The sequence below is a fragment of the Luteimonas sp. MC1572 genome, assembly GCF_016615815.1.
Classification (GTDB): domain Bacteria; phylum Pseudomonadota; class Gammaproteobacteria; order Xanthomonadales; family Xanthomonadaceae; genus Luteimonas.
On the sequence record NZ_CP067112.1, the window covers coordinates 900,662 to 922,809 of the forward strand.

The window sequence follows — 22,148 nt, forward strand, 5'->3', positions numbered from 1 at the left end:
CGGAAACGTGCCGCCATGTAGCATCGCGGGCCATGGACACCTTCACCCTGCACCGCGGCACCGCGCCGCTCCTGGTCAGCCTGCCGCACGACGGCACGCATGTGCCCGACGCCATCATGGCGCGCCTCACCGACAGCGCCCGACGCGTGCCCGACACCGACTGGCACGTGGCACGGCTGTACGCTTTCGCGCGCGAACTCGGTGCATCGGTTCTGGTGCCGACGCATTCGCGCTACGTGGTCGATCTCAACCGTGGCGAGGACGACGTGTCGCTCTATCCCGGGCAGAACACCACCGGGCTGTGTCCGGTGCGCCAGTTCGACGGCAGTCCGGTGTACCGCGACGGCATGGAGCCGGGGCCGGAGGACGTGCGCGAACGCGTCGAACGCTACTGGCGTCCCTATCACCAGGCCTTGCGCGCCGAGCTCGATCGCGTGCACGCGACCCACGGCCGCGTGGTGCTGTGGGAAGCGCACTCCATCCGCGGTGTGCTGCCGTTCCTGTTCGAGGGCCTGTTGCCCGACCTCAACCTCGGCACCGCCGGTGGCGCGAGCTGCTCGCCCGAGCTGCAGGAGCGCCTGGGCCTGGCGCTGGCCGGGCAGGGCGAGTACGGCTGGGTGGCCAACGGCCGCTTCAAGGGCGGGCACATCACCCGCCACTACGGCCGTCCGGAACTCGGCATCGATGCCGTGCAGCTCGAGGTCAGTCAGCGTTGCTACATGGACGAAGCGACGCATGCTTGGAATCCGGTTGCCGCCGCGCGCCTGCAGCCCGTGCTCCACACCCTGTTGGAGACCTGCCTGGCGTAAGGCGCCCAGCTGCGCCTGGCCGATCGGGCACGCCCACCGCGTTTGCCTCCAGACCCATCCCGGGAAGGACGAGGAGCGCATTGATGAAGGCATGGATCCTGGTGGTTGCCGCGGCAACCGGAGCCGCCGCCCTGGGCGGCATGGGCGCCACGGCGGCGGCCGAATACCAGACGTCGGCGGCAGGCACATGCAAGAGTGCCTTGCCGGTTTTCGACGGCAACATCCGCAGCAGGCCGCGCGGGGTCCAGAACGAGGGATCCGCCAGTGCGTTCGTCAGCTGCGCGCAGCAGAGCGACTTCGACGAAAGCCCGACCGAGGTGGGCCTGTACCTGCTCAACGTGGCGGCGGCGCCCGTCAGCGTGAGCTGCACCCTGGTGGTCGGCGCCAACTCACCCATGTACTTCACGGAAACCATGGAGCTGCCCGCCAGCAGCTATGGCACCTGGATGGCGTTCGAAAGCCCCGCCCCCGGCGCATGGAGCCTGCGCGCGATCGCCTACAGCTGCGAGCTGCCGCCGGGTGCCGGCATCAGCCGCGTGGTGCTCACGGTCCAGGATCCGGCCTGACCGACCGCGGAGCGGCGGCCCGGCCGCCGCTCCGCTCAGACCTCCAGCGTCGCCAGGTCGCCCTTGTCTTCCAGCCAGGCCTTGCGGTCGCCGGCGCGCTTCTTGCCCAGCAGCATGTCCATCAGCGAGGAGGTGCCGTCCTCGTCATCGACGGTCAGCTGCACCAGGCGCCGGGTATCGGGGTGCACGGTGGATTCGCGCAGCTGCGACGGATTCATCTCGCCGAGGCCCTTGAAACGGGTGACGTTGACCGCGCCCTTCATCTTCTCGCGCGCGATCTTGTCGAGCAGCAGGCGCTTTTCTTCCTCGTCCAGCGCGTAGAACACCTGCTTGCCCACGTCCACGCGGAACAGCGGCGGCATGGCGACGAAGATGTGGCCGGCGTCGACCAGCGCCGGGAAGTGCTTCAGGAACAGCGCCGTCAGCAGCGTGGCGATATGCAGGCCGTCGGAGTCGGCGTCGGCCAGGATCACCACCTTGCCGTAGCGCAGGCCGCTGATGTCGTCCTTGCCCGGGTCGCAGCCGATCGCGATGGCGAGGTTGTGCACTTCGTCGGAGGCCAGCACGCTGCCCGATGCGACTTCCCAGGTGTTGAGGATCTTGCCGCGCAGCGGCAGGATTGCCTGGAAATCGCGGTCGCGCGCCTGCTTGGCGCTGCCGCCGGCGGAGTCGCCCTCGACCAGGAACAGCTCGGTGCGCGACAGGTCCTGGCTGATGCAGTCGGCCAGCTTGCCGGGCAGGGCGGGGCCCTGCGTGATCTTCTTGCGGACGATCTGCTTTTCGGTCTTGAGCCGCGCGCTGGCGCGGTCGATGGCCAGCTGCGCGATGCGCTCGCCCAATTCCACATGCTGGTTGAGCCACAGCGTGAACGCGTCGTGCGCGGCGCCTTCGATGAAGCCCGCGGCCTGGCGCGACGACAGCCGCTCCTTGGTCTGGCCGCTGAACTGCGGGTCGGTCATCTTCAGGCTGAGCACGAACGACACCCGGTCCCAGACATCTTCCGGCGCCAGCTTCACGCCGCGCGGCAGCAGGTTGCGGAAGTCGCAGAACCCGCGCAGCGCATCGGTGAAGCCGGTGCGCAGGCCGTTGACGTGGGTGCCGTGCTGCGCGGTGGGGATCAGGTTGACGTAGCTCTCCTGCACCAGTTCGCCGTCCGGCACCCAGGCCACGGCCCAGTCGACGATCTCGGTGTCCTTGCGCAGGTGGCCGAGGAACAGCTCCGGCGGCAGCAGTTCGCGGCCGTCGAGCTCGCCGGCGAGGTAGTCACGCAGGCCGTCGGCGTAGTGCCAGCGGTCGCGCTCGCCGGTGGCTTCGTCGAACAGGGTGACGGTCAGGCCCGGGCACAGCACCGCCTTGGCGCGCAGCAGGTGGCGCAGCGCGCGCAGGCTGAACTTGGGCGTGTCGAAATACTTCGGGTCGGGCCAGAAACGCAGCCGCGTGCCGGTGTTGCGCTTGCCAACCGTGCCGGTGATTTCAAGCTCGCTGGCACGGTCGCCGTCGCGGAAGCCCATGCGGTATTCGTTGCCGTCGCGCTTGATGTGGACCTCGAGCACGGTGGACAGCGCATTGACCACGCTGACGCCGACGCCGTGCAGGCCGCCGGAGAAGGTGTAGTTCTTGCCGCTGAACTTGCCGCCGGCGTGCAGCCGCGTGAGGATCAGTTCGACGCCGGGGATCTTCTCTTCGGGGTGGATGTCGACCGGCATGCCGCGGCCGTCATCGGAAACCTCGCAGCTGCCGTCCTTGTAGAGGGTCACCTCGATCTCGCGCGCGTGCCCGGCGAGGGCCTCGTCGACGGCGTTGTCCACCACTTCCTGCGCCAGGTGGTTCGGGCGCGTGGTGTCGGTGTACATGCCGGGCCGGCGCTTGACCGGATCCAGGCCGGACAGGACTTCGATATCGGCGGCGTCGTAGCGGGAACTCATGTGTGGGGCGGCCGGGAGGACAAGGGGGAGCCGGCCAGAATGGCGGCGCCGGCAGGACCGGTCAAGGCAGGCATTGACGCCGGTCAATAGGCGCGGCGCGCGCGCGGGCGACCATCCCGCTCCCTGCGCCGCGCAACCCGGAGACCCGCCATGAACGCTGCCGACCCCTACGCCGACCTGCACCAGAGCTACGGCCGCTGCCTGCGCGACAAGGACTTCATCGGCCGCTTCTACGACGTGTTCCTGGCCAGCAACCCCGACGTGCCGCCGATGTTCGCGCACACCGACTTCAGCAAGCAGCGCATGGCCCTGCGGCGCGGGATCACCATGGCGATCTTCCACGCCGGTGGCAGCGCCGTGGTGGAGCGCGGGATCAACGAAATGGGCGCGGTGCACGCCAGCCACGGGCGCTGCCCGGTGCCAACCGGGATGTACCAGGGCTGGATCGACAGCCTGTTGGCGGTGGTCGCGGAGACCGACCCGGAGGCCGATGACGCGCTGATGGCGCGCTGGCGGCAGGCGATGGCCGTGGTGATCGAGACCTTCAAGGCGCGCGACGGCGCGGCCGCCGCGCCGGTCCCGCCGCCGGCCGCGGGCCTGTTCGCCCGCGTGGTCCAGGGGCTGCGCGGCGCGCACTGAGCGGTGCCCCGGCCGCGCGGGCGGTCGATGTCAAGCGGTCGCGGCGGTCACGGGCAACCGGTAGACTATGGCTTTCCTGCGGTAGCCCCATCATGACTCCCCTGATTTTCGTCACCGGCGGCGTGGTGTCCTCGCTTGGCAAGGGCATTTCCGCGGCCTCGCTGGCGGCCATCCTCGAAGCCCGCGGCCTGCGCGTGACGATGATGAAGCTCGACCCCTACATCAATGTCGATCCCGGCACGATGAGCCCGTTCCAGCACGGCGAGGTCTACGTGACCGACGACGGCGCCGAAACCGACCTCGACCTGGGCCACTACGAGCGCTTCGTCAACGTGCGCCTGTCGGGCAGGAATTCCATCACCACCGGCAAGATCTACGAGAACGTGATCCGCAAGGAGCGCCGCGGGGACTACCTCGGCGCCACCGTGCAGGTGATCCCGCATATCACCGACGAGATCAAGCGCTGCATCGACACGGCCACGCAGGGTTTCGACGTCGGGCTGGTGGAAATCGGCGGCACGGTGGGCGACATCGAGTCGCTGCCGTTCCTCGAGGCCATCCGCCAGATCCGCACCGAACGCGGCCCGGACAAGGCGATCTTCCTGCACCTGACCCTGGTGCCGTATATCGCCGCCGCCGGCGAGCTCAAGACCAAGCCCACCCAGCACTCGGTGAAGGAACTGCGCTCGATCGGTATCCAGCCCGACGTGCTGCTGTGCCGCAGCGAGCAGCCGCTGCCCGACAGCGAGCGCCGCAAGATCGCGCTGTTCACCAACGTGCCGGAAAAGGCCGTGATCTCGGTGGTCGACCTCGACAACATCTACAAGATCCCGCTGTGGCAGCACGAGCAGGGCCTCGACCAGATCGTGCTCGAGCGCCTGCGCCTTGAAGGCAAGGCTTCGGCCGATCCGGACATGGCGGAATGGGACGCGGTGGTCGACGCCACCGAACACCCGATCGACGAGGTCACCATCGCCGTGGTCGGCAAGTACGTCGACCACAAGGACGCCTACAAGTCGGTCGGCGAGGCGCTGCGCCACGGCGGTATCCGCCAGCGCACGCGGGTCACCCTGAAGTGGCTGGAATCGCAGGACATCGAGCGCGACGGTGCCGCGGCGGTGCTGGCCGGCGTCGATGGCGTGCTGGTGCCGGGCGGCTTCGGCGACCGCGGCTTCGAAGGCAAGGTGCTCACCTCGCAGCATGCGCGCGCGACCGGCCTGCCGTATTTCGGCATCTGCTACGGCATGCAGGCCGCGGTGGTCGACGTGGCCCGCCACATGGCCGGCCTGGACGGCGCCAACAGCACCGAGAACGATCGCCAGACCCCGCACCCGGTGATCGGCCTGATCACCGAATGGCGCACGCAGGCGGGCGAAGTGGAGCGCCGCAGCGAAGACGGCGACCTCGGCGGCACCATGCGCCTGGGCCTGCAGGAGCAGCGGCTGAAGCCCGGCACCCTGGCGCGCGCGCTGTACGGCAAGGACGTGGTGGCCGAACGCCACCGCCACCGCTACGAGTTCAACAACCGCTATCGCACGCAGCTCGAGGATGCCGGCCTGGTGGTGTCCGCCAAGTCGATGGACGACCTGCTGGTGGAAATGGTGGAGCTGCCGGATCACCCGTGGTTCCTGGCCTGCCAGGCGCACCCGGAGTTCCTGTCCACCCCGCGCCACGGGCACCCGCTGTTCATCGGCTTCATCCGCGCCGCGCGCGAGCGCAAGGCGGGCGGGAAGCTGCTGAAGGACGCCACGGCATGAGCATCTTTTGGCAAGAAAAGGCTTCTGAATGAAACTCTGTGGATTCGACGTCGGCCTCGACCAGCCGTTCTTCCTGATAGCCGGGCCCTGCGTCATCGAGTCCGAGCAGCTGCAGCTCGACGTCGCCGGCAAGCTGAAGGAGATCACATCGGCGCTCGGCATCAACTTCATCTTCAAGTCCAGCTTCGACAAGGCCAACCGCACCTCGGGCACCGCGTTCCGCGGCCCGGGCATGGAGGAAGGCCTGCGCGTGCTCTCCGAGGTGAAGCGCCAGATCGGCGTGCCGGTGCTGACCGACGTGCACGAGTACACGCCGATGGATGAAGTGGCCAGCGTCGTCGACGTGCTGCAGACGCCCGCGTTCCTCGTGCGCCAGACCGACTTCATCACCAGGGTCTGCGCCGCCGGCAAGCCGGTGAACATCAAGAAGGGCCAGTTCCTGTCGCCGTGGGACATGAAGCCCGTGGTCGAGAAGGCCAAGGCCACCGGCAACCACGACATCATGGTCTGCGAGCGCGGTGCGAGCTTCGGCTACAACAACCTGGTGAGCGACATGCGCTCGCTGGCGGTGATGCGCGACACCGGCTGCCCGGTGGTGTTCGACGCGACCCACTCGGTGCAGCTGCCGGGCGGGCACGGCACCTCCAGCGGCGGCCAGCGCGAGTTCGTTCCGGTGCTGGCGCGCGCCGCCGTCGCCGTGGGCGTGGCCGGCGTGTTCATGGAAACCCATCCTGATCCCGCCAAGGCGCTCAGCGACGGCCCCAATGCCTGGCCGCTCGACCGCATGCGCGCGCTGCTGGAAACCATGTGCGAGCTCGACGCCGTCACCAAGCGCGCCGGGTTCCTGGAAAGCGACCTCTGATCCATCGCCGGCATCCGCCGGCTGCAATCGCACGACCCTTGTCCAACTACGACCGAGCCCCATGACCACGATCGCCAAAGTCCACGCCCGCGAGATCCTCGACAGCCGCGGCAATCCCACGCTCGAAGCCGAGGTCACGCTGGCCGATGGCAGCTTCGGACGGGCGATGGTGCCCTCCGGCGCGTCCACCGGTACCCGCGAGGCGGTGGAACTGCGCGACGGCGACAAGACGCGCTACATGGGCAAGGGCGTGCGCAACGCGGTCGCCAACGTCAACGGCGCGATCGCCGAGGCGCTGCGTGGTGCGGATGCCTCGGACCAGGCCGGCGTGGACCGCCGCCTGATCGATCTCGACGGCACCGACAACAAGGGCCGCCTGGGCGCCAATGCACTGCTCGGCGTGTCGATGGCCAACGCGCACGCGATGGCCGCCTCGCGCCGCGAACCGCTGTGGAAGCTGCTCGCCGGCGACCGCGCGCCGGTGCTGCCGGTGCCGATGATGAACATCATCAACGGCGGTGCGCACGCCGACAACAACGTCGACCTGCAGGAATTCATGGTGCTGCCGGTGGGCTTCGATTCGTTCGCCGAGAGCCTGCGCGCCGGCACCGAGATCTTCCACGCGCTTAAGTCGGTGCTGAAGGGCCACGGCCTTTCCACGGCGGTGGGCGACGAGGGCGGCTTTGCCCCCGACCTGCGCAGCAACGTGGAGGCGCTGGACACCATCCTCGAGGCGATCGGCAAGGCCGGCTACCGCGCCGGTGACGACGTGCTGCTCGGCCTCGATGTCGCGTCCAGCGAGTTCTACGACAACGGCAAGTACCATCTGGTCGGCGAGGGCAAGCGCCTTTCCAGCGAGCAGTTCACCGAGTTCCTGGCGTCGTGGTCGGACCAGTACCCGATCGTCACCATCGAGGACGGCATGGCCGAAGGCGACTGGGACGGCTGGAACCTGCTGACCCGGCGCCTCGGCGACCGCGTGCAGCTGGTCGGCGACGACCTGTTCGTGACCAATCCGCTGATCTTCCGCCAGGGCATCGAGTCGCAGACCGCCAACGCGATCCTGATCAAGGTCAACCAGATCGGCACCCTGACCGAGACGCTGGAAGCGATTGCCATGGCCGATGCGGCCAACTACGCGGCGGTGGTGTCGCACCGCTCGGGCGAGACCGAGGACACCACCATCGCCGACATCGCCGTGGCCACCACCGCCACCCAGATCAAGACCGGCTCGCTGTGCCGCAGCGACCGCGTGGCGAAGTACAACCAGCTGCTGCGCATCGAGGAATCGCTGGGTGCCGACGCGCGTTTCGCGGGCCGCGACGCCTTCGTCTCGCTGAAGCGCTGAGCCCGACGCCATGCGCACGCTGCGGATCGTGTTGGTGCTGCTGGTCGCGCTGCTGGCGTGGCTGCAGTACCGGCTGTGGTTCGGAAGCGGCGGCAACCACGAGGTCGCGGCGCTGGTCGCGCAGGTGGAGCAGCAGGCGCGGCAGAACGAAGGCCTGCACGAGCGCAACGAGGCGCTGGCCGCCGAGGTCGCCGACCTGAAGTCGGGCGAGGCGGCGATCGAGGAGCGTGCCCGGGGCGAGCTCGGCATGATCCGTCCCGGCGAGACCTTCTACCGCGTGGTCGACCGCGCGCCGCCGCGCACGCGCGAGCCCGAAGCCGGGGTCACGCCGTGACCTGGGCGGTGGTGCCCGCTGCCGGCCGCGGCGCGCGTTTCGGCGGCGACGTCCCCAAGCAGTACCTGGAGGTCGCCGGCGAGCCGCTGCTGGCGCACAGCCTGCGCGCGCTGTTCGCGCATCCCGGGGTCGAGGGCGCGGTGGTGGTGGTTGCCGCTGATGACGCCTTCTGGCCGGGCTGGACCGACTTCGAAGGCCGTCCGCTGGTCACCTGCACCGGTGCCGATTCACGCGCCGGATCGGTGCTGGCCGGCCTGGCCGCGCTGCCCGACACCGTGCGACCCGATGCGTTCGTGCTGGTGCACGATGCGGCGCGCCCCAACCTGCGGCTCGCCGACCTGGAGGCACTGCTCGAGCGCGGCCGCGAGGATCCGGTGGGCGCGATCCTCGCCGCACCGGTGCGCGACACGCTCAAGCGTGCCGGCGACGATGGCGGCATCGACGGCACCGAGCCGCGCCAGCGCCTGTGGCGCGCGCAGACACCGCAGCTGTTCCGGCGCCTGCAGCTCGGCCGCGCGCTGGAAGCGGTCGCCGCGTCCGGCGTCGAGGCGACCGACGAGAGCATGGCCATGGAGCAGCAGGGCCTGCGTCCGCTGCTGGTGGAGGGCGCCGACGACAACATCAAGGTGACCACGCCGGCGGACCTGGCCTATTTTGAATACCTGGTCGCGCTGCGCGCGCGCGGTGGCAGGGCGTGAGCGTGCGCATCGGCTTCGGCTACGACGTACACGCCTTCGGCGACGGCGACCACGTGATGCTCGGCGGCGTGCGCGTGCCACACGACCGTGGCCTGGTGGCGCACAGCGACGGCGACGTGATCCTGCACGCGTTGTGCGATGCCATCCTCGGCGCGCTGGCGCTGGGCGACATCGGCGTGCACTTTCCGCCCTCCGACGACCGCTGGAAGGGTGCCGACAGCCGCGTGCTGCTGCGCCGTTGCGTGGCGCTGGCGGCCGCGCGCGGCTGGGCGGTGGGCAACACCGACGCCACGGTGATCTGCGAGCGGCCCAAGGTCGGGCCGCATGCGCTGGCCATGCGCGAAGCGATCGCCGCCGACCTCGGCATCGCCCTGGACGCGGTGAGCGTGAAGGCCACCACCAGCGAGCAGCTCGGTTTCATCGGCCGCGGCGAGGGCATCGCCGCCCAGGTCGCCTGCCTGCTCGTCAGGGCATGAGCGAGGCGTCGCCGCGCGCCCACGGCGCGCCGGTGCTGCGCGCCGCGATGCGCAGCGTGGCCGAGGACTTCGACGTCACCGAGCTGCACGGCTTCGAGGCCAGTGGGGCAGGTGAGCACCTGTTGCTCGGTATCGAGAAGCGCGGCATGAACACCGCCTACGTCGCACAGCGGCTGGCGGACTGGGCGGGCGTGGACATCGCGGCGATCGGCTATGCCGGGCTCAAGGACCGCCACGCGGTGACCCGGCAGCGTTTCACCGTGCACCTGCCGCGCAGGCAGGCGCCGGACATCGCCGCCCTCGACTGGCAGGAGCCGGAAAGCGGGCAATCGCTGCATGTCACCAGCCACGCCTGGCACTCGCGCAAGCTGCCGCGTGGCGCGCTGGCCGGGAATCGCTTCGTCCTGCGGCTGCGCAACGTGGCCGGCGATCGCGATGCGATCGAGGCGCGGCTGCAGGCGATCGCGGCGCGCGGCGTGCCCAACTACTTCGGCGAACAGCGTTTCGGCTATGGCGGTGGCAACGTCGACAAGGCGTTGCGCATGTTCGCGGGGCAGCGGGTACGGCGCGACGAGCGCACGCTGTTGCTGTCGGCGGCGCGCTCGGCGCTGTTCAACCGCGTGCTGGCCGTGCGCGTCGCGGCGGCCAGCTGGGACCGCGGCCTGGAGGGCGAGGCCTGGATGCTCGATGGCAGCCGCAGCGTGTTCGGTCCGCTGCCGTGGGACGACACCCTTGCCGCGCGGCTGGCGGACTTCGATATCCATCCAAGCGCGCCGCTGTGGGGGCGTGGCGAGCTGCGCAGCGAAGGCGAGGCACGCGCCGTCGAGCTGGCCGCGCTCGAAGACGATGAGTGCCTGGCGCTGCGCTCGGGGCTGGAGGCGGCGGGCCTGAAACAGGAGCGGCGCGCCACGCGCCTGCGTCCCGGCGACCTCGCCTGGCAGGACCTCGGCGACGATGGCATCGAGCTGCGCTTCGACCTTCCTCCAGGCACGTATGCGACCACGGTGCTGGCCGAACTGGGCGTGGTCGAAGACGCCAGCCGGCGCGGCTGAGCCGTCCGTCGGAAACCGCTGGTCGGCACTGGCTGGCCCCGGATGGCGGGTATACACCGGTCCTGCACGCCGCCACCGGGCGGCAGCGACGGGAGACAGTCATGAATACCTGCTTTCGGAGTGGGCTTGGCGCCTTGGCGCTACTCGCGCTTGCCGGTTGCGCAAGCGGTGGTGGCGTCGCCTCGGTCCCCACTGGCGATGTCCTGGTGACCGACACGGCCTACATGGCGAATGTCGAAGAAGTCGCGCGCCGCCGTGGCGTGGACGTGCAGTGGATTGCTCCGCCACTCAAGCGGCTTCCGCGCGGCTCCGCGCAGTAGTTCAGCGCCTTGCCAGCAACACCAGCACCGCGCCCGTCCCGCCCTGTGCGGCGGGTGCGGAATGAAACGCCAGCACGTCCGCGCGCTGGCGAAGGATCCGGTCGACCACGTTCTTCAGCACCGGCAGGCTGTCGCTGGAGTTGAGCCCTTTGCCGTGCACGACACGCACGCAGCCGAAGCCCGCATCGCGCGCCTCGGCGAGGAAGCGGCGCAGCAGCGCCTCGGCGGTGGCGGCGTCGCTGTGGTGCAGGTCGAGCTCGTCCTGCGCGGCATACAGGCCCTGTGACAGGCGTTTGAGCGTCCGCGGCGGCACCTGGTCGCGGCGATGCGAAAGCGCGTCACCGCGGTCCAGCACGAAGGCCTCGCCACGGCCCAGCCGGAAATCCTCGCGCGCCTGCGCCTCGTCCTGTTCGGCCATGCGCGCGCGCGGACGTGGGCGCGGCCTGGCCGGTGGCAGCGGCGCACCCGGAAGCTCGCGCACGTCACCGATCGCCGCGCGGAACAGGGCGGCATCGTCGACCACGCCGTGGTCGTCGGGCGTGGGCGCTTCGGGTCGGTCTCGCTTGGCCATGGTGGAAGCGTAACGCGTCCGCGAACGGCGCATGCGCGGGCCGGCTGCGTCGCCATCCGCTATGATGTCTGGCCCACCGCGACGCGGCGACATCAGAAGGTTCAGCGCGCTTGGAAGGCCATGAGAGTCCTCGTTAGCAACGACGACGGCGTCGATGCACCCGGCATCCGCGCCCTCGCCGAGGGGCTGCGCGCCGCCGGGCACGAGGTCATCGTCGTCGCGCCCGACCGCGACCGCTCCGGTGCCAGCAATTCGCTGACCCTCGACCTGCCGCTGCAGGTCGTGCAGGTCGACGCGGAGACCTGGCGCGTGCACGGCACGCCCACCGACTGCGTGCACGTGGCGATCACCGGCATGCTCGAGGTCGAGCCCGACATCGTGGTGTCCGGCATCAACAACACCGCCAACCTCGGTGACGACGTCATCTATTCCGGCACCGTGGCCGCAGCGATGGAAGGCCGCTTCCTGGGCCTGCCCGCGGTGGCGGTGTCGCTGGCCACGCGTGACCACGTGGGCCTCCACTACGAGACCGCCGCCCGCGCCGCGGTCGAGATCGTGGCGCGGCTCAAGGCCGACCCGCTGCCGGCCGACACCATCCTCAACGTCAACGTGCCCGACATCCCGTGGGCCGAGGTGGAAGGCTTCGAGGTGACCCGGCTCGGCAACCGCCATCGCGCCGAACCCTGCATTCCGGTGCAGGATCCGCGCGGCCGCCGGTTCTGGTGGATCGGCGCCGCGGGTCCCGAGCAGGATTCCGGCCCCGGGACCGACTTCCACGCCGTGCGCACCCGGCACATCGCGATCACCCCGATCCAGGTCGACCTCACGCGCTACCAGGCGCTGGAACAGGTGGCTGCATGGGTGGGCGGGCTTGAAGCCGCGCTGCGCAACGGGAGTGGCGCATGATCCAGCGCATCCGCCTGCAGCCCGAAGCGATCGGCGTCGGCATGACCTCGCAGCGCGCGCGTGACCGGCTCATCGAGCGGCTGCGCGGCCACGGCATCGTCGACGAGCGCGTGCTCAACGCGATCCGCACGGTGCCGCGACACCTGTTCATCGACGAGGCGCTCGCCACCCGCGCCTACGAGGACACCGCACTGCCCATCGGCCACGGCCAGACCATTTCGCAGCCGTGGGTGGTGGCGCGCATGACCGAAGCCCTGTTCGCCGACGGCGTGCAGCCCAGGCGCGTGCTGGAGATCGGCACCGGCTCCGGCTACCAGGCGGCGATCCTCGGTGCGCTTGGCCTGGAGGTGTTCACGGTCGAGCGCATCGGCGAGCTGCTGCGCGTTGCGCGCAAGCGGTTCCGCTCGCTGGGCCTCAACGTGCGCAGCAAGCATGACGACGGCCGCATCGGCTGGCCGGAGGAAGCGCCGTTCGATGGCATCCTGGTCACCGCGGGCGCGCCGGCGCTGGTCGATGCGCTGACCGCGCAGCTTGCGCCCGGCGGCGTGCTGGTCGCGCCGGTCGGGATGGGCGGTGCGCAGTCGCTGCTGCGCCTGCGCAAGGATGCCGAGGGCAATGTCGTGCAGGACGTGCTGGCCAACGTCGCGTTCGTGCCGCTGCTGTCGGGGATGATCGATTGAGCGGCGGCACGTACGGTCCGCCGCAAGCCGGCGAGCCGGTAGACACAGGCTCGCTTGGCGAGCAGCTGTCCGCGGTCATCGCGCGGCTGCCAGCAGGCGAGATGACGCTCGGCAGCCTGCTCGAGGTGCTGGGCGACGAAGGCCTGCTGGTGATCGCCATCCTGCTCACCCTGGTATTCCTGATCCCGGTGTCGATCCCCGGCGTGAGCACGGTGTTCGGCGCGGCGATCCTGCTGGTCGGCATCAGTCGCCTGTCCGGGCGCCCGCTATGGATCCCGGCGCGGTTGCGCACGCGTGCACTGCCGGCCGACCGCCTGCGCCCGGCGCTCACCGCGGGCATGGCCTGGGTGCGGCGCCTGGAACGCGTCAGTCGTCCGCATCGCATGCGCGGCGTGGTGGACGGCCGTGCGGCGGAGGCATTCAACAACCTTGCTTTCATCTTCGCGGCACTGCTGCTGATGGCGCCGTTCGGATTCGTTCCATTCAGCAACACGCTGCCGGCGCTGGCGCTGCTGCTTTACGCTGTCGGCTTCATCCAGCGCGACGGCGGCGCGGTCCTGCTGGGACACCTGGCCACGATCGGCACGGTCGCGTACTTCAGCGTGCTGATCGGCGGTGGTGGCCTGGCCATCCGCGAGCTGATGCAGCGGATGGCCGGATGAGCGGCCGCGACCCGGAACGGAGCACACCACAGCGCATGACCAGCCACTTCCGCGCAACGCGCCCCCTCGTCGCCATCACCGTCGCGTGCGTGTTGTCGGTCGTGCTCGCGGCCTGCGGCAGCAGCAAGGTGGTGCGCGAAGGCGGCACGTCGGCGCCGCGGGTGTCGGCCCCCAAGCATGGGCAGTCGGTCACCGTGCAAAAGGGTGACAACCTCTACCGGCTGGCGCTCAACAACGGCATCAGCCCGCTCGACCTGGCGATGTGGAACAGCGTGCAGCCGCCTTACACCATCTATCCCGGACAACGGCTGCGGCTGTATCCGTCCGCGGGTTCGGACGGCGCGCGCGTCGCCACCGGCACCCCGACCACGGTGGCGCGGCCGCCCACCAGCGCCAGCGGCCGTCGCGTCGAGCCGACCCAGGCACCGCCGCAGCCCACCGGCCCCGCGCCGGCGACCAGCGCCATCGGCTGGCGCTGGCCCGCGGACGGCAACATCGTGGCCCGCTACGTGGCCGGCGATCCCACCCGCCAGGGCATCGACCTTGCCGGCCGGGCGGGGCAGCCCGTGCGTGCCGCCGGCGACGGCGTGGTGGTGTATTCCGGTTCCGGCCTGGTCGGCTACGGCGAACTTGTGATCGTCAAGCATGACGAGCAGTGGCTGTCGGCCTACGGACACAACCGCCGGCGCATGGTCGCCGAAGGCGAGCGCGTGAAGGCCGGGCAGCAGATCGCCGAGATGGGCCGTACCGGGGCCGATCGCGACATGCTGCACTTCGAGATCCGCTACAACGGCAAGCCGGTCGACCCGCTGCGCTACCTGCCGACGCGCTGAGGCGGACCTGCCGCGCCTGCGCTTGCTCAGGCGTTGATGATGAACGCCGCGACCACGCGGCGGCCTTCGCTGGCCAGCACGCTGTAGGTGCGCGCCGCTGCGGCATTGGTCATCGCCTCGAGGCCCACGCCGCGGCGCAGGCAGGCCGCCAGCGTGCGCGGCGGCGGAAAGCCCTGCGCCTCGCCGGTGCCCAGCACCACCACTTCGGGATCGAGCGCCAGCAGCGGCTCGAGCATCTCCGGCTCCAGGCTGGCCACGTCGGTGGCCGCCCAGCCGGTGATCAGCTGCCTGGGCGTGATGATGAAACTCGCCTCCAGGCGCAGCTCGTTGACCAGCGCCGAGCGGCCGTCGGCGCCGCGCAGGACGAAGTCGAAATCGGGAAGTTCGTGGGCGATCTGCATGGCGGCTACAACGTGGTGTTGTTCAGCCGCGCGGCAGCACGATCTGGCGCTTGTCGCGGCTGGGGCGGTAAAGCACGGCCACGTGGCCGATGCGCTGGACCAGCGCGGCACCACTCTGCCTGGCAAGGTCGGCGATCAGCGCGTCGCGCGACTCGCGGTCGGCAGCGGCCACCTTCACCTTGATCAGTTCATGGTGCTCGAGGGCACCATCGAGTTCGGCCACGACGGCAGGGGTCAGGCCCTTGCCACCGATTTGCAGCATGGCCTTCAGGTCGTGGGCCTGGCCGCGCAGGAAACGGGTCTGGGCGGAGGTCAGGTCGACGTTCATGTGAGAGGCATGGAGTTCGGGAGGCGCAGGGTATCATGGCGGCCCGCTGCAGCCCGGCAGCCGCAAGTCCCGACGCGATGGCCACCCGCAGCAAGAGCAGCCAGCGCTGGCTCAAGGAACACTTCTCCGATCCCTACGTCAAGAAGGCGCAGGCGGAGGGGATGCGCTCGCGCGCGGCGTACAAGCTCGAGGAGCTGGTCGCCCGCGACCGCCTGCTGAAGCCCGGCATGACCGTGGTCGACCTCGGCGCCGCCCCGGGTGGCTGGTCGCAGTGGGTCCGCCAGGCGCTCGGGGACAGCGGCCGCGTGGTCGCCCTCGACATCCTGGACATGCCGCCGCTCGCCGGCGTCGACTTCCTTCATGGCGATTTCAGGGACGCTGTGGTGCTCTCGCAGCTTGAATCCATGCTGGGCGGCGAGCCCGTCGACCTTGTGTTGTCCGACATGGCCCCCAACAAGAGTGGTATGGACGCCGTCGACCAGCCGCGGGTGATGCACCTGGCGGAGCTGGCCATGGAGTTCGCCGACCAGCACCTGCGTCCCGGTGGCGCGCTGCTGATCAAGCTGTTCCACGGCGTGGGATTCGACGACTACGTGCGCGAGCTGCGTCGGCGATACACCAAGGTGGCGATCCGCAAGCCGGCGGCATCGCGCAAGCGTTCGCCGGAAGTCTATGCCCTGGCGCAGGGCAAGCTGGCACACATCAAGTAAGGTAGCGGCGTTGCCGCGGAGCGAAAAAAGAATGAACGACCTGGTCAAGAATCTGATGCTGTGGGTGGTGGTCGCCGTCGTGCTGATGGCGGTCTTCAACAGCTTCAGCCCCAAGGTGGCAGCCGACCAGGACGTGATCTATTCGCAGTTCATGACCGACGTCCGCAACGACCGCATCAAGGCCGTGGACATCTCCAGCGACGAGCGCTCCATCAAGTTCGAGCGCAAGGACGGCAGCCAGGGCGCGACCACCGCGCCGCGCCGCGACGAGAAGATGGTCGACGACCTGATCAACCACAACGTGGAGATCAAGCAGGCGCCGCCGGAGTCGGGCGTCACGCTGTGGTCGCTGCTGCTCAACTTCCTGCCGGTGCTGCTGATCATCGGCTTCTGGTTCTTCATGATGCGGCAGATGCAGCAGGGCGGAAGCAAGGGCGCGATGTCCTTCGGCCGTTCGCGCGCCAAGCTGCTCAACGAGGACCAGGTCAAGGTCACTTTCGCCGACGTCGCCGGCTGCGACGAGGCCAAGGAAGAAGTGTCCGAGCTGGTCGAGTTCCTGCGCGATCCGTCGCGCTTCCAGAAGCTCGGCGGCAAGATCCCGCGCGGCGTGCTGATGGTCGGCCCGCCCGGCACCGGCAAGACGCTGCTGGCGCGCGCCATCGCCGGCGAGGCCAAGGTGCCGTTCTTCTCGATCTCCGGTTCCGACTTCGTCGAGATGTTCGTCGGCGTGGGCGCGTCGCGCGTGCGCGACATGTTCGAGCAGGCCAAGAAGCATGCGCCGTGCATCATCTTCATCGACGAGATCGACGCCGTCGGCCGCCACCGCGGTGCCGGCCTGGGCGGCGGGCATGACGAGCGCGAGCAGACGCTGAACCAGCTGCTGGTCGAGATGGACGGCTTCGAGGGCGGCGAGGGCGTGATCGTGGTCGCCGCCACCAACCGCCCCGACGTGCTCGATCCGGCGCTGCTGCGCCCGGGCCGCTTCGACCGCCAGGTCGTGGTGGGCCTGCCCGATGTGCGCGGCCGCGAGCAGATCCTGCAGGTGCACATGCGCAAGGTGCCGCGGGCCGACGATGTCGAGCCGATGGTGGTCGCGCGCGGCACGCCCGGCTTCTCCGGCGCGGACCTCGCCAACCTGGTCAACGAGGCGGCGCTGTTCGCGGCGCGCGAGAACGCGAAGGAAGTCCGCATGGACCACTTCGACAAGGCGCGCGACAAGATCCTGATGGGCGCCGAGCGCCGTTCGATGGCGATGAGCGAGGAAGAGAAGACCAACACCGCCTACCACGAGGCGGGCCACGCCATTGTCGGGCGCCTGGTTCCGGATCATGACCCGGTCTACAAGGTCACGATCATTCCGCGCGGCCGCGCGCTGGGCGTGACCCAGTTCCTGCCCGAGGGCGACCGCTACAGCTCCACCCGCGAAAGCCTGCACAGCCGCCTGGCGACGCTGTACGGCGGCCGCGTCGCCGAGGAGCTGATCTTCGGCGCGGACAAGGTCACCACTGGTGCGTCCAACGACATCGAGCGCGCGACCAAGATGGCGCGCAACATGGTCACCAAGTGGGGTCTGTCCGACGAGCTGGGCCCGATCGCCTATGGCGAGGAGGAGGACGAGGTGTTCCTCGGGCGTTCGGTCACGCAGCACAAGAGCGTGTCCGACGAGACCGCGCGCAGGATCGACGAGGAGGTTCGCGAGATCCTCGACAACGCGTTCAACCGCACCAAGGCCATCCTCACAGAGAACATCGACAAGCTGCACGCCATGGCGAAACTGCTGCTCGAGTACGAGACCATCGACGTGCCGCAGATCGACGCCATCATGGAAGGCCGCGACCCGCCGCCGCCAATCGGCTGGAACAAGGACAAGTCGGCAGGTTCCGGCAAGGACGGCAAGGGCGACCCGCAGCCCATGCCGCCGATCGCAGGGCCCGCCGCGCAGACCTGAGGCGGGCCCGGGCGCCCGGGCCAAGGCCCGGATCCGGTGCAGCGGCCGATCGTCGCCGCTGCGTGCGTTCTGCTGGGTAGCGGTGCCAGCCTCGGACACGCACGCCGTGTCGTGCCCGGACCCGCGCCGACCCGCAACCGCGCGGAGAGGCCGCTCTCGCATGTCCGACTGGACCGCATCGCTGAGGCGCGGCTTGGCCGAATTCCGGCGGCGTCGCGTGTTCCGCGTCATGGCCGTCTATCTCGTGGTCGCCTGGCTGCTGGTCCAGGTGGCCGACGCCACGTTCGAACCGCTGGCGTTGCCGGAATGGTCGACACGGCTGCTGATCGTGCTGCTCGCGCTGGGCTTCGTGCTCGCCTGCGCGCTGGCGTGGATCTACGACATCGGGCCCAGGGGCATCGAACGCACCTCGCTGCCCGCGCCGGGCCCCGGCCCGCAGCCGTCGCGGGATACGCGTGCGGCCCCGGCATCGCCGCTGGCAGCGTCCGCTGCGGTCGCGAACGCGGCCCCGGAGGCCGCGGGCGTCCCAGCCGATGAAGCCTCGGTGGCGATCCTGCCGTTCTCCGACCTCAGCGAGACCCACGACCAGGATTTCTTCTGCGACGGGCTGGCCGAGGAGATCCTCAACGCGCTGACCCGGGTCAGCGGCCTGCGCGTGGCATCGCGGACGTCCTCGTTCCGTTTCCGCGACGGCGCCACCGACATCCGCGAGATCGGCCGCCAGCTCAGGGTCGCCGCGATCATGGAGGGCAGCGTGCGCAAGGCCGGGGAACAGGTCCGCGTGACCGCGCAGCTGGTGGACGCGGGCACCGGCTACCACCTGTGGTCGCACAACTTCGATCGCCGGCTCGAGGACATCTTCGCGATCCAGGAGGAAATCGCGCGCAAGGTGGTCGAGCTGATGCGCCCGTCGCTGAAGCCGACGGTCGAGCTCGACCTGCAGCGCTATGCGCCGCGCGACATGCGCGCCTACGAGTTCTACCTGCGCGGCCGGCAGCTGGAGCAGCGGACCACCACGCTGAGCTGGCGCCAGGCGCCACAGATGTTCCGCAAGGCGATCGAGATCGATCCCGGCTACGCGCATGCGCATGCGGGCCTGGCCGATGCGCTGGTCGAACTGGCGCTATGGCGCCTGGAACCGCCGCATCGTGTGCTGGACGAAGCCCGCGCCGCGGCTCGCCGGGCGCTGGAACTTGCGCCGGAACTCGCCGAAGCGCACGTCGCCTACGCGCACACGCTGTCGCTGGACGGGCGGCACGATGCCGCAACGACCGCCTTCGAGCGTGCGCTCGAACTGGATCCCACGCTGTATGTCGCGCACTACTACTTCGCCAGGCATTGCTTCGCGCAGGGCGCGTTCGCGCGGGCGGTCGACCTGTTCGAATCCGCGCATGCCGCCGACCCGGGGGAATTCCAGGCGCTGGCGCTCGCGGTCAACGCGGCGGAGGCGGCCGGTGAAACCACGCGCATGCAACGGCTGATGCGCGCTGCGCTGGAGGCCTGCCTGCACCAGGTCGAGATCGATCCGGACAACGCCCGCGCGCATTACCTGGCCGCCGGATTGCTGCTGCACAAGGGCGATGTCGACGGCGGGCATCGCCTCATCCAGGTGGCGCTCGGCCTGCGCCCGGCGGACTTCGACACGCTGTACAACGCGGCCTGCTTCTATGCCCAGGCACTTGAGCCGGACCGTGCCCTCGACCTGCTGGAACGGGCGGTCGCCGCCGGGCTGGGGTTCCGCGACTGGATCGAACACGATTCCGACCTGGCCAACCTGCGCGACCTGCCGCGCTACCGCGAGATCCTCGCGCGCCTGGACTGAGCCGGCGTCGCTATCATGGGACGCCCGATGGAGCCGCCCCATGTTCGACACCGTGCCCCAACTCGACTGCGCAGGCCGCATGCTCCGGCTCGACCGACCGCGCGTGATGGGCATCGTCAACGTGACGCCGGATTCGTTCTCCGATGGCGGCGAACACGCCGACACCGATGCGGCAGTCGCCCACGGCCTGAAGCTCGCGGCCGAGGGCGCGGACATCCTCGACATCGGCGGCGAATCCACGCGCCCTGGCTCCGACAGCGTCGGCGTCGAAGAGGAACTGCGCCGCGTGGTGCCGGTGATCGAGTGCCTGGCGCGCGAGACCACGCTGCCGATCAGCATCGACACCTACCGGCCGGAGGTGATGCGCGCCGCGGTCGCGGCCGGCGCCGGCATGGTCAACGACATCAATGCGCTGCGCAGCGCAGGCGCGCTCGATGCGGTCGCGGAGCTGCGCGTGCCGGTCGTGCTGATGCACATGCTCGGCGAGCCGCGTTCGATGCAGGATGCGCCGGACTACGACGACGTGGTCGGTGAAGTGCATCGCTTCCTGGCCGAGCGCATCTTCGCCGCGGAGATGGCCGGCATCGAGCGCAAGCGCATCATCGCCGACCCGGGCTTCGGCTTCGGCAAGTCGCGCGAGCACAACCTGGCGCTTCTTGCCCAACTGCAGCGCTTCACCGAGCTCGGCGTGCCGGTGCTGGCCGGGCTGTCGCGCAAGCGCACGATCGGCGACATCACCGGCCGCGAGGAGGCGCGTGATCGCGTGCACGGCTCGGTCGCCGCGCACCTCATCGCCGCCCAGCGCGGTGCGATGCTGCTGCGTGTCCACGACGTCGCCGCGACCATCGATGCGATCAATGTGTGGCTGGCGGTCGACGCGGTGCCCATGCCGCGCCCGAAGGGCCAGGCACCATCGATCAGCTGGCCCGAGTAAGCGGCCGCTCGCGTAAGCTGCGCCCCGGGGAGGCCCGGCGTCCGGGCCCGGGGACACCGCATGACCGCCAGCGCGCCGCTCGTCATCACCTTCGCCGCCTACCTGGTCCTGATGGTCGGCATCGGCCTGTGGGCCTACCGCCGCACCGAGACGTTCGACGACTACATCCTCGGCGGGCGCTCGCTGGGCAGCGTGGTCACCGCGCTGTCGGCCGGCGCCTCGGACATGAGCGGCTGGCTGCTGATGGGTTTGCCGGGCGCGCTCTACCTGGGCGGCGTGTCGCAGTCGTGGATCGCGTTCGGCCTGCTGATCGGCGCCTGGGCGAACTGGCGCTTCGTGGCCGGCCCGCTGCGCGTCTACACCGAGCGCACCCGCAACGCGCTGACCCTGCCGGACTACTTCACCCACCGTTTCGCCGATGACCAACGCCTGCTGCGCATGCTGTCGGCGCTGGTGATCCTGGTGTTCTTCGCGGTGTATTGCGCGTCAGGCATCGTCGCCGGCGCCAAGCTGTTCGAGAGCGTGTTCGGGCTGCCGTACGGCGAGGCGCTGTGGTGGGGCGCAGCGGTGACCATCCTCTACACGTTCATTGGCGGCTTCCTTGCGGTGAGCTGGACCGACACCGTGCAGGCCACGCTGATGATCTTCGCGCTGCTGCTGGTGCCGGTGATGGTGCTGATTGGCGTGGGCGGCGTGGGCGAGGGCCTCGCGCTGGTGGAGCAGGTGGATCCAGCGCGGCTGGACTGGGTCGGCACCGGCGGGCTGCTGGCCGTGATCTCCGCGCTGGCATGGGGCCTGGGCTACGTAGGGCAGCCGCACATCCTGGCGCGCTTCATGGCCGCGGAATCGCTGCAGACCATCCCGGCGGCGCGGCGCATCGGCATGACGTGGATGGCGCTGTGCCTGTTCGGCTCGATGGCGGTCGGCCTGTTCGGCATTGCCTGGTACAGCGCGCATCCGGCTGCCGCCGGGCCGGTGACGGCGGATGCGGAGCGCGTGTTCATCGCGCTGGCGCAGCAGCTGTTCAATCCGTGGGTGGCAGGCGTGCTCTTGTCGGCGATCCTCGCCGCGATCATGAGCACGCTGTCCTGCCAGCTGCTGGTGTGTTCGAGCGCGCTCACCGAAGACCTGTACCGCGGATTCGTGCGTCCCAAGGCCGGGCAGAAGGAGCTGGTCTGGTTCAGCCGCGCGATGGTGCTGGCGGTGGCGCTGCTGGCGATCTTCATCGCGCGAAACCCGGAGAGCCGCGTGCTCGGCCTGGTGGCGTATGCGTGGGCCGGCTTCGGCGCCGCGTTCGGGCCGGTGGTGGTGCTGTCGCTGGTCTGGCAGCGCATGACCCGCAACGGCGCGCTGGCCGGCATGCTGACCGGCGCGCTGGTGGTGGTGCTGTGGAAGCAGACCGGCAGCGCGCTGTACGAGATCGTGCCGGGCTTCATCGCCGCCAGCATCGCGATCGTGGTCGTGAGCCTGCTGGGGCGCGCGCCCCCGGCCGACGTGCAGGCGACCCACCGCCAGGTGCGGCTGACGCTGCGCGAGAATGGCCACTAGGCGGTTGCCATGGCTCCCC

General features: G+C 69.9%; 23 protein-coding genes. 19 read left to right on the forward strand and 4 right to left on the reverse strand.

The annotated features are described in order from the left end of the window. Positions 1 to 32: 32 nt before the first annotated feature. Together hutG and JGR64_RS04120 are read left to right on the forward strand one after the other, a co-directional pair. Positions 33 to 809 carry an N-formylglutamate deformylase gene (gene hutG / locus JGR64_RS04115; protein ID WP_199375299.1) on the forward strand — a complete coding sequence of 259 codons (777 nt, stop codon included), beginning with the start codon at positions 33 to 35 and terminating at the stop codon, positions 807 to 809. An 83-nt stretch (positions 810 to 892) separates the two neighbouring features. Then, complete coding sequence (locus JGR64_RS04120; RefSeq protein WP_199375300.1) at positions 893 to 1,375, forward strand: hypothetical protein; 483 nt, start codon at positions 893 to 895, stop codon at positions 1,373 to 1,375. 35 nt (positions 1,376 to 1,410) lie between these two features. Here JGR64_RS04120 and parE read toward each other — a convergent pair whose 3' ends face one another. Continuing rightward, positions 1,411 to 3,300, reverse strand: coding sequence for a DNA topoisomerase IV subunit B (gene parE, locus JGR64_RS04125; protein ID WP_199375301.1), 1,890 nt, complete (start codon positions 3,298 to 3,300; stop codon positions 1,411 to 1,413). Positions 3,301 to 3,450: 150 nt separating this feature from the next. Here parE and JGR64_RS04130 point away from each other — a divergent pair, with 150 nt between their 5' ends. The 8 genes from JGR64_RS04130 (at position 3,451) to truD (ending at position 10,466) form a co-directional block, all read left to right on the forward strand. Continuing rightward, positions 3,451 to 3,939, forward strand: coding sequence for a globin (locus JGR64_RS04130; RefSeq protein WP_199375302.1), 489 nt, complete (start codon positions 3,451 to 3,453; stop codon positions 3,937 to 3,939). Positions 3,940 to 4,031: 92 nt separating this feature from the next. Beyond that, positions 4,032 to 5,696 carry a CTP synthase gene (locus tag JGR64_RS04135; RefSeq protein WP_199375303.1) on the forward strand — a complete coding sequence of 555 codons (1,665 nt, stop codon included), beginning with the start codon at positions 4,032 to 4,034 and terminating at the stop codon, positions 5,694 to 5,696. A gap of 28 nt (positions 5,697 to 5,724) precedes the next feature. Beyond that, the gene (gene kdsA / locus JGR64_RS04140) at positions 5,725 to 6,558 is read left to right on the forward strand and encodes a 3-deoxy-8-phosphooctulonate synthase (RefSeq protein WP_199375304.1); all 834 of its coding nucleotides are present in this window, start codon (positions 5,725 to 5,727) and stop codon (positions 6,556 to 6,558) included. 61 nt (positions 6,559 to 6,619) lie between these two features. Continuing rightward, on the forward strand, positions 6,620 to 7,906 hold the full coding sequence (eno, locus tag JGR64_RS04145; RefSeq protein ID WP_199375305.1) for a phosphopyruvate hydratase: 1,287 nt from the start codon (positions 6,620 to 6,622) through the stop codon (positions 7,904 to 7,906). A gap of 10 nt (positions 7,907 to 7,916) precedes the next feature. After that, positions 7,917 to 8,240, forward strand: a complete 324-nt coding sequence (gene ftsB, locus JGR64_RS04150) for a cell division protein FtsB (protein ID WP_199375306.1) — start codon at positions 7,917 to 7,919, stop codon at positions 8,238 to 8,240. Beyond that, complete coding sequence (ispD, locus tag JGR64_RS04155; RefSeq protein ID WP_199375307.1) at positions 8,237 to 8,938, forward strand: 2-C-methyl-D-erythritol 4-phosphate cytidylyltransferase; 702 nt, start codon at positions 8,237 to 8,239, stop codon at positions 8,936 to 8,938. The genes ftsB and ispD overlap by 4 nt, the downstream gene beginning before the upstream one ends. Then, complete coding sequence (gene ispF / locus JGR64_RS04160; RefSeq protein WP_199375308.1) at positions 8,935 to 9,414, forward strand: 2-C-methyl-D-erythritol 2,4-cyclodiphosphate synthase; 480 nt, start codon at positions 8,935 to 8,937, stop codon at positions 9,412 to 9,414. The genes ispD and ispF overlap by 4 nt, the downstream gene beginning before the upstream one ends. After that, positions 9,411 to 10,466, forward strand: coding sequence for a tRNA pseudouridine(13) synthase TruD (gene truD / locus JGR64_RS04165; RefSeq protein WP_199375309.1), 1,056 nt, complete (start codon positions 9,411 to 9,413; stop codon positions 10,464 to 10,466). The genes ispF and truD overlap by 4 nt, the downstream gene beginning before the upstream one ends. A gap of 321 nt (positions 10,467 to 10,787) precedes the next feature. On the opposite strand, the gene JGR64_RS04170 is transcribed toward truD, so the two are convergent. Beyond that, positions 10,788 to 11,357, reverse strand: a complete 570-nt coding sequence (locus JGR64_RS04170) for a Smr/MutS family protein (protein ID WP_199375310.1) — start codon at positions 11,355 to 11,357, stop codon at positions 10,788 to 10,790. Positions 11,358 to 11,477: 120 nt separating this feature from the next. Here JGR64_RS04170 and surE point away from each other — a divergent pair, with 120 nt between their 5' ends. The 4 genes from surE to JGR64_RS04190 are packed head-to-tail and all read left to right on the forward strand — an operon-like array spanning position 11,478 to position 14,438. Further along, entirely contained in the window at positions 11,478 to 12,263 is a 786-nt protein-coding gene (surE, locus tag JGR64_RS04175) for a 5'/3'-nucleotidase SurE (protein ID WP_199375311.1), read from the forward strand. Then, the gene (locus tag JGR64_RS04180) at positions 12,260 to 12,943 is read left to right on the forward strand and encodes a protein-L-isoaspartate(D-aspartate) O-methyltransferase (protein ID WP_199375312.1); all 684 of its coding nucleotides are present in this window, start codon (positions 12,260 to 12,262) and stop codon (positions 12,941 to 12,943) included. Before surE ends, JGR64_RS04180 begins: the two co-directional genes overlap by 4 nt. After that, positions 12,940 to 13,605, forward strand: coding sequence for an exopolysaccharide biosynthesis protein (locus tag JGR64_RS04185; protein ID WP_233348380.1), 666 nt, complete (start codon positions 12,940 to 12,942; stop codon positions 13,603 to 13,605). The genes JGR64_RS04180 and JGR64_RS04185 overlap by 4 nt, the downstream gene beginning before the upstream one ends. Beyond that, positions 13,602 to 14,438, forward strand: a complete 837-nt coding sequence (locus JGR64_RS04190) for a peptidoglycan DD-metalloendopeptidase family protein (RefSeq protein ID WP_199375313.1) — start codon at positions 13,602 to 13,604, stop codon at positions 14,436 to 14,438. Before JGR64_RS04185 ends, JGR64_RS04190 begins: the two co-directional genes overlap by 4 nt. Positions 14,439 to 14,464: 26 nt before the next feature. On the opposite strand, the gene JGR64_RS04195 is transcribed toward JGR64_RS04190, so the two are convergent. Next, positions 14,465 to 14,839, reverse strand: a complete 375-nt coding sequence (locus tag JGR64_RS04195; RefSeq protein WP_199375314.1) for an Mth938-like domain-containing protein — start codon at positions 14,837 to 14,839, stop codon at positions 14,465 to 14,467. A 22-nt stretch (positions 14,840 to 14,861) separates the two neighbouring features. Beyond that, positions 14,862 to 15,167 (reverse strand): ribosome assembly RNA-binding protein YhbY, encoded by a 306-nt coding sequence (gene yhbY, locus JGR64_RS04200; protein WP_199375315.1) that lies wholly within the window; start codon positions 15,165 to 15,167, stop codon positions 14,862 to 14,864. Positions 15,168 to 15,244: 77 nt separating this feature from the next. Here yhbY and rlmE point away from each other — a divergent pair, with 77 nt between their 5' ends. The 5 genes from rlmE (at position 15,245) to putP (ending at position 22,129) form a co-directional block, all read left to right on the forward strand. After that, positions 15,245 to 15,877, forward strand: coding sequence for a 23S rRNA (uridine(2552)-2'-O)-methyltransferase RlmE (rlmE, locus tag JGR64_RS04205; protein WP_199375699.1), 633 nt, complete (start codon positions 15,245 to 15,247; stop codon positions 15,875 to 15,877). Positions 15,878 to 15,908: 31 nt separating this feature from the next. Further along, positions 15,909 to 17,825 (forward strand): ATP-dependent zinc metalloprotease FtsH, encoded by a 1,917-nt coding sequence (gene ftsH / locus JGR64_RS04210; RefSeq protein ID WP_199375316.1) that lies wholly within the window; start codon positions 15,909 to 15,911, stop codon positions 17,823 to 17,825. A gap of 160 nt (positions 17,826 to 17,985) precedes the next feature. Beyond that, positions 17,986 to 19,647 carry a tetratricopeptide repeat protein gene (locus JGR64_RS04215; RefSeq protein WP_199375317.1) on the forward strand — a complete coding sequence of 554 codons (1,662 nt, stop codon included), beginning with the start codon at positions 17,986 to 17,988 and terminating at the stop codon, positions 19,645 to 19,647. A 40-nt stretch (positions 19,648 to 19,687) separates the two neighbouring features. Next, positions 19,688 to 20,581: a dihydropteroate synthase gene (gene folP, locus JGR64_RS04220; protein WP_199375318.1), complete on the forward strand. Its 894-nt coding sequence runs from the start codon at positions 19,688 to 19,690 to the stop codon at positions 20,579 to 20,581. A gap of 60 nt (positions 20,582 to 20,641) precedes the next feature. Then, positions 20,642 to 22,129, forward strand: coding sequence for a sodium/proline symporter PutP (putP, locus tag JGR64_RS04225; protein ID WP_199375319.1), 1,488 nt, complete (start codon positions 20,642 to 20,644; stop codon positions 22,127 to 22,129). The last annotated feature ends 19 nt before the right edge of the window (positions 22,130 to 22,148 follow it).

Bases quoted from the DNA above. Each gene is read 5' to 3' on its own strand.
- hutG (WP_199375299.1), top strand. From the start codon at position 33: ATGGACACCTTCACCCTGCACCGCGGCACCGCGCCGCTCCTGGTCAGC.
- JGR64_RS04120 (WP_199375300.1), top strand. From the start codon at position 893: ATGAAGGCATGGATCCTGGTGGTTGCCGCGGCAACCGGAGCCGCCGCC.
- parE (WP_199375301.1), bottom strand. From the start codon at position 3,300: ATGAGTTCCCGCTACGACGCCGCCGATATCGAAGTCCTGTCCGGCCTG.
- JGR64_RS04130 (WP_199375302.1), top strand. From the start codon at position 3,451: ATGAACGCTGCCGACCCCTACGCCGACCTGCACCAGAGCTACGGCCGC.
- JGR64_RS04135 (WP_199375303.1), top strand. From the start codon at position 4,032: ATGACTCCCCTGATTTTCGTCACCGGCGGCGTGGTGTCCTCGCTTGGC.
- kdsA (WP_199375304.1), top strand. From the start codon at position 5,725: ATGAAACTCTGTGGATTCGACGTCGGCCTCGACCAGCCGTTCTTCCTG.
- eno (WP_199375305.1), top strand. From the start codon at position 6,620: ATGACCACGATCGCCAAAGTCCACGCCCGCGAGATCCTCGACAGCCGC.
- ftsB (WP_199375306.1), top strand. From the start codon at position 7,917: ATGCGCACGCTGCGGATCGTGTTGGTGCTGCTGGTCGCGCTGCTGGCG.
- truD (WP_199375309.1), top strand. From the start codon at position 9,411: ATGAGCGAGGCGTCGCCGCGCGCCCACGGCGCGCCGGTGCTGCGCGCC.
- JGR64_RS04170 (WP_199375310.1), bottom strand. From the start codon at position 11,357: ATGGCCAAGCGAGACCGACCCGAAGCGCCCACGCCCGACGACCACGGC.
- surE (WP_199375311.1), top strand. From the start codon at position 11,478: ATGAGAGTCCTCGTTAGCAACGACGACGGCGTCGATGCACCCGGCATC.
- JGR64_RS04180 (WP_199375312.1), top strand. From the start codon at position 12,260: ATGATCCAGCGCATCCGCCTGCAGCCCGAAGCGATCGGCGTCGGCATG.
- JGR64_RS04190 (WP_199375313.1), top strand. From the start codon at position 13,602: ATGAGCGGCCGCGACCCGGAACGGAGCACACCACAGCGCATGACCAGC.
- JGR64_RS04195 (WP_199375314.1), bottom strand. From the start codon at position 14,839: ATGCAGATCGCCCACGAACTTCCCGATTTCGACTTCGTCCTGCGCGGC.
- yhbY (WP_199375315.1), bottom strand. From the start codon at position 15,167: ATGAACGTCGACCTGACCTCCGCCCAGACCCGTTTCCTGCGCGGCCAG.
- rlmE (WP_199375699.1), top strand. From the start codon at position 15,245: ATGGCCACCCGCAGCAAGAGCAGCCAGCGCTGGCTCAAGGAACACTTC.
- ftsH (WP_199375316.1), top strand. From the start codon at position 15,909: ATGAACGACCTGGTCAAGAATCTGATGCTGTGGGTGGTGGTCGCCGTC.
- JGR64_RS04215 (WP_199375317.1), top strand. From the start codon at position 17,986: ATGTCCGACTGGACCGCATCGCTGAGGCGCGGCTTGGCCGAATTCCGG.
- folP (WP_199375318.1), top strand. From the start codon at position 19,688: ATGTTCGACACCGTGCCCCAACTCGACTGCGCAGGCCGCATGCTCCGG.
- putP (WP_199375319.1), top strand. From the start codon at position 20,642: ATGACCGCCAGCGCGCCGCTCGTCATCACCTTCGCCGCCTACCTGGTC.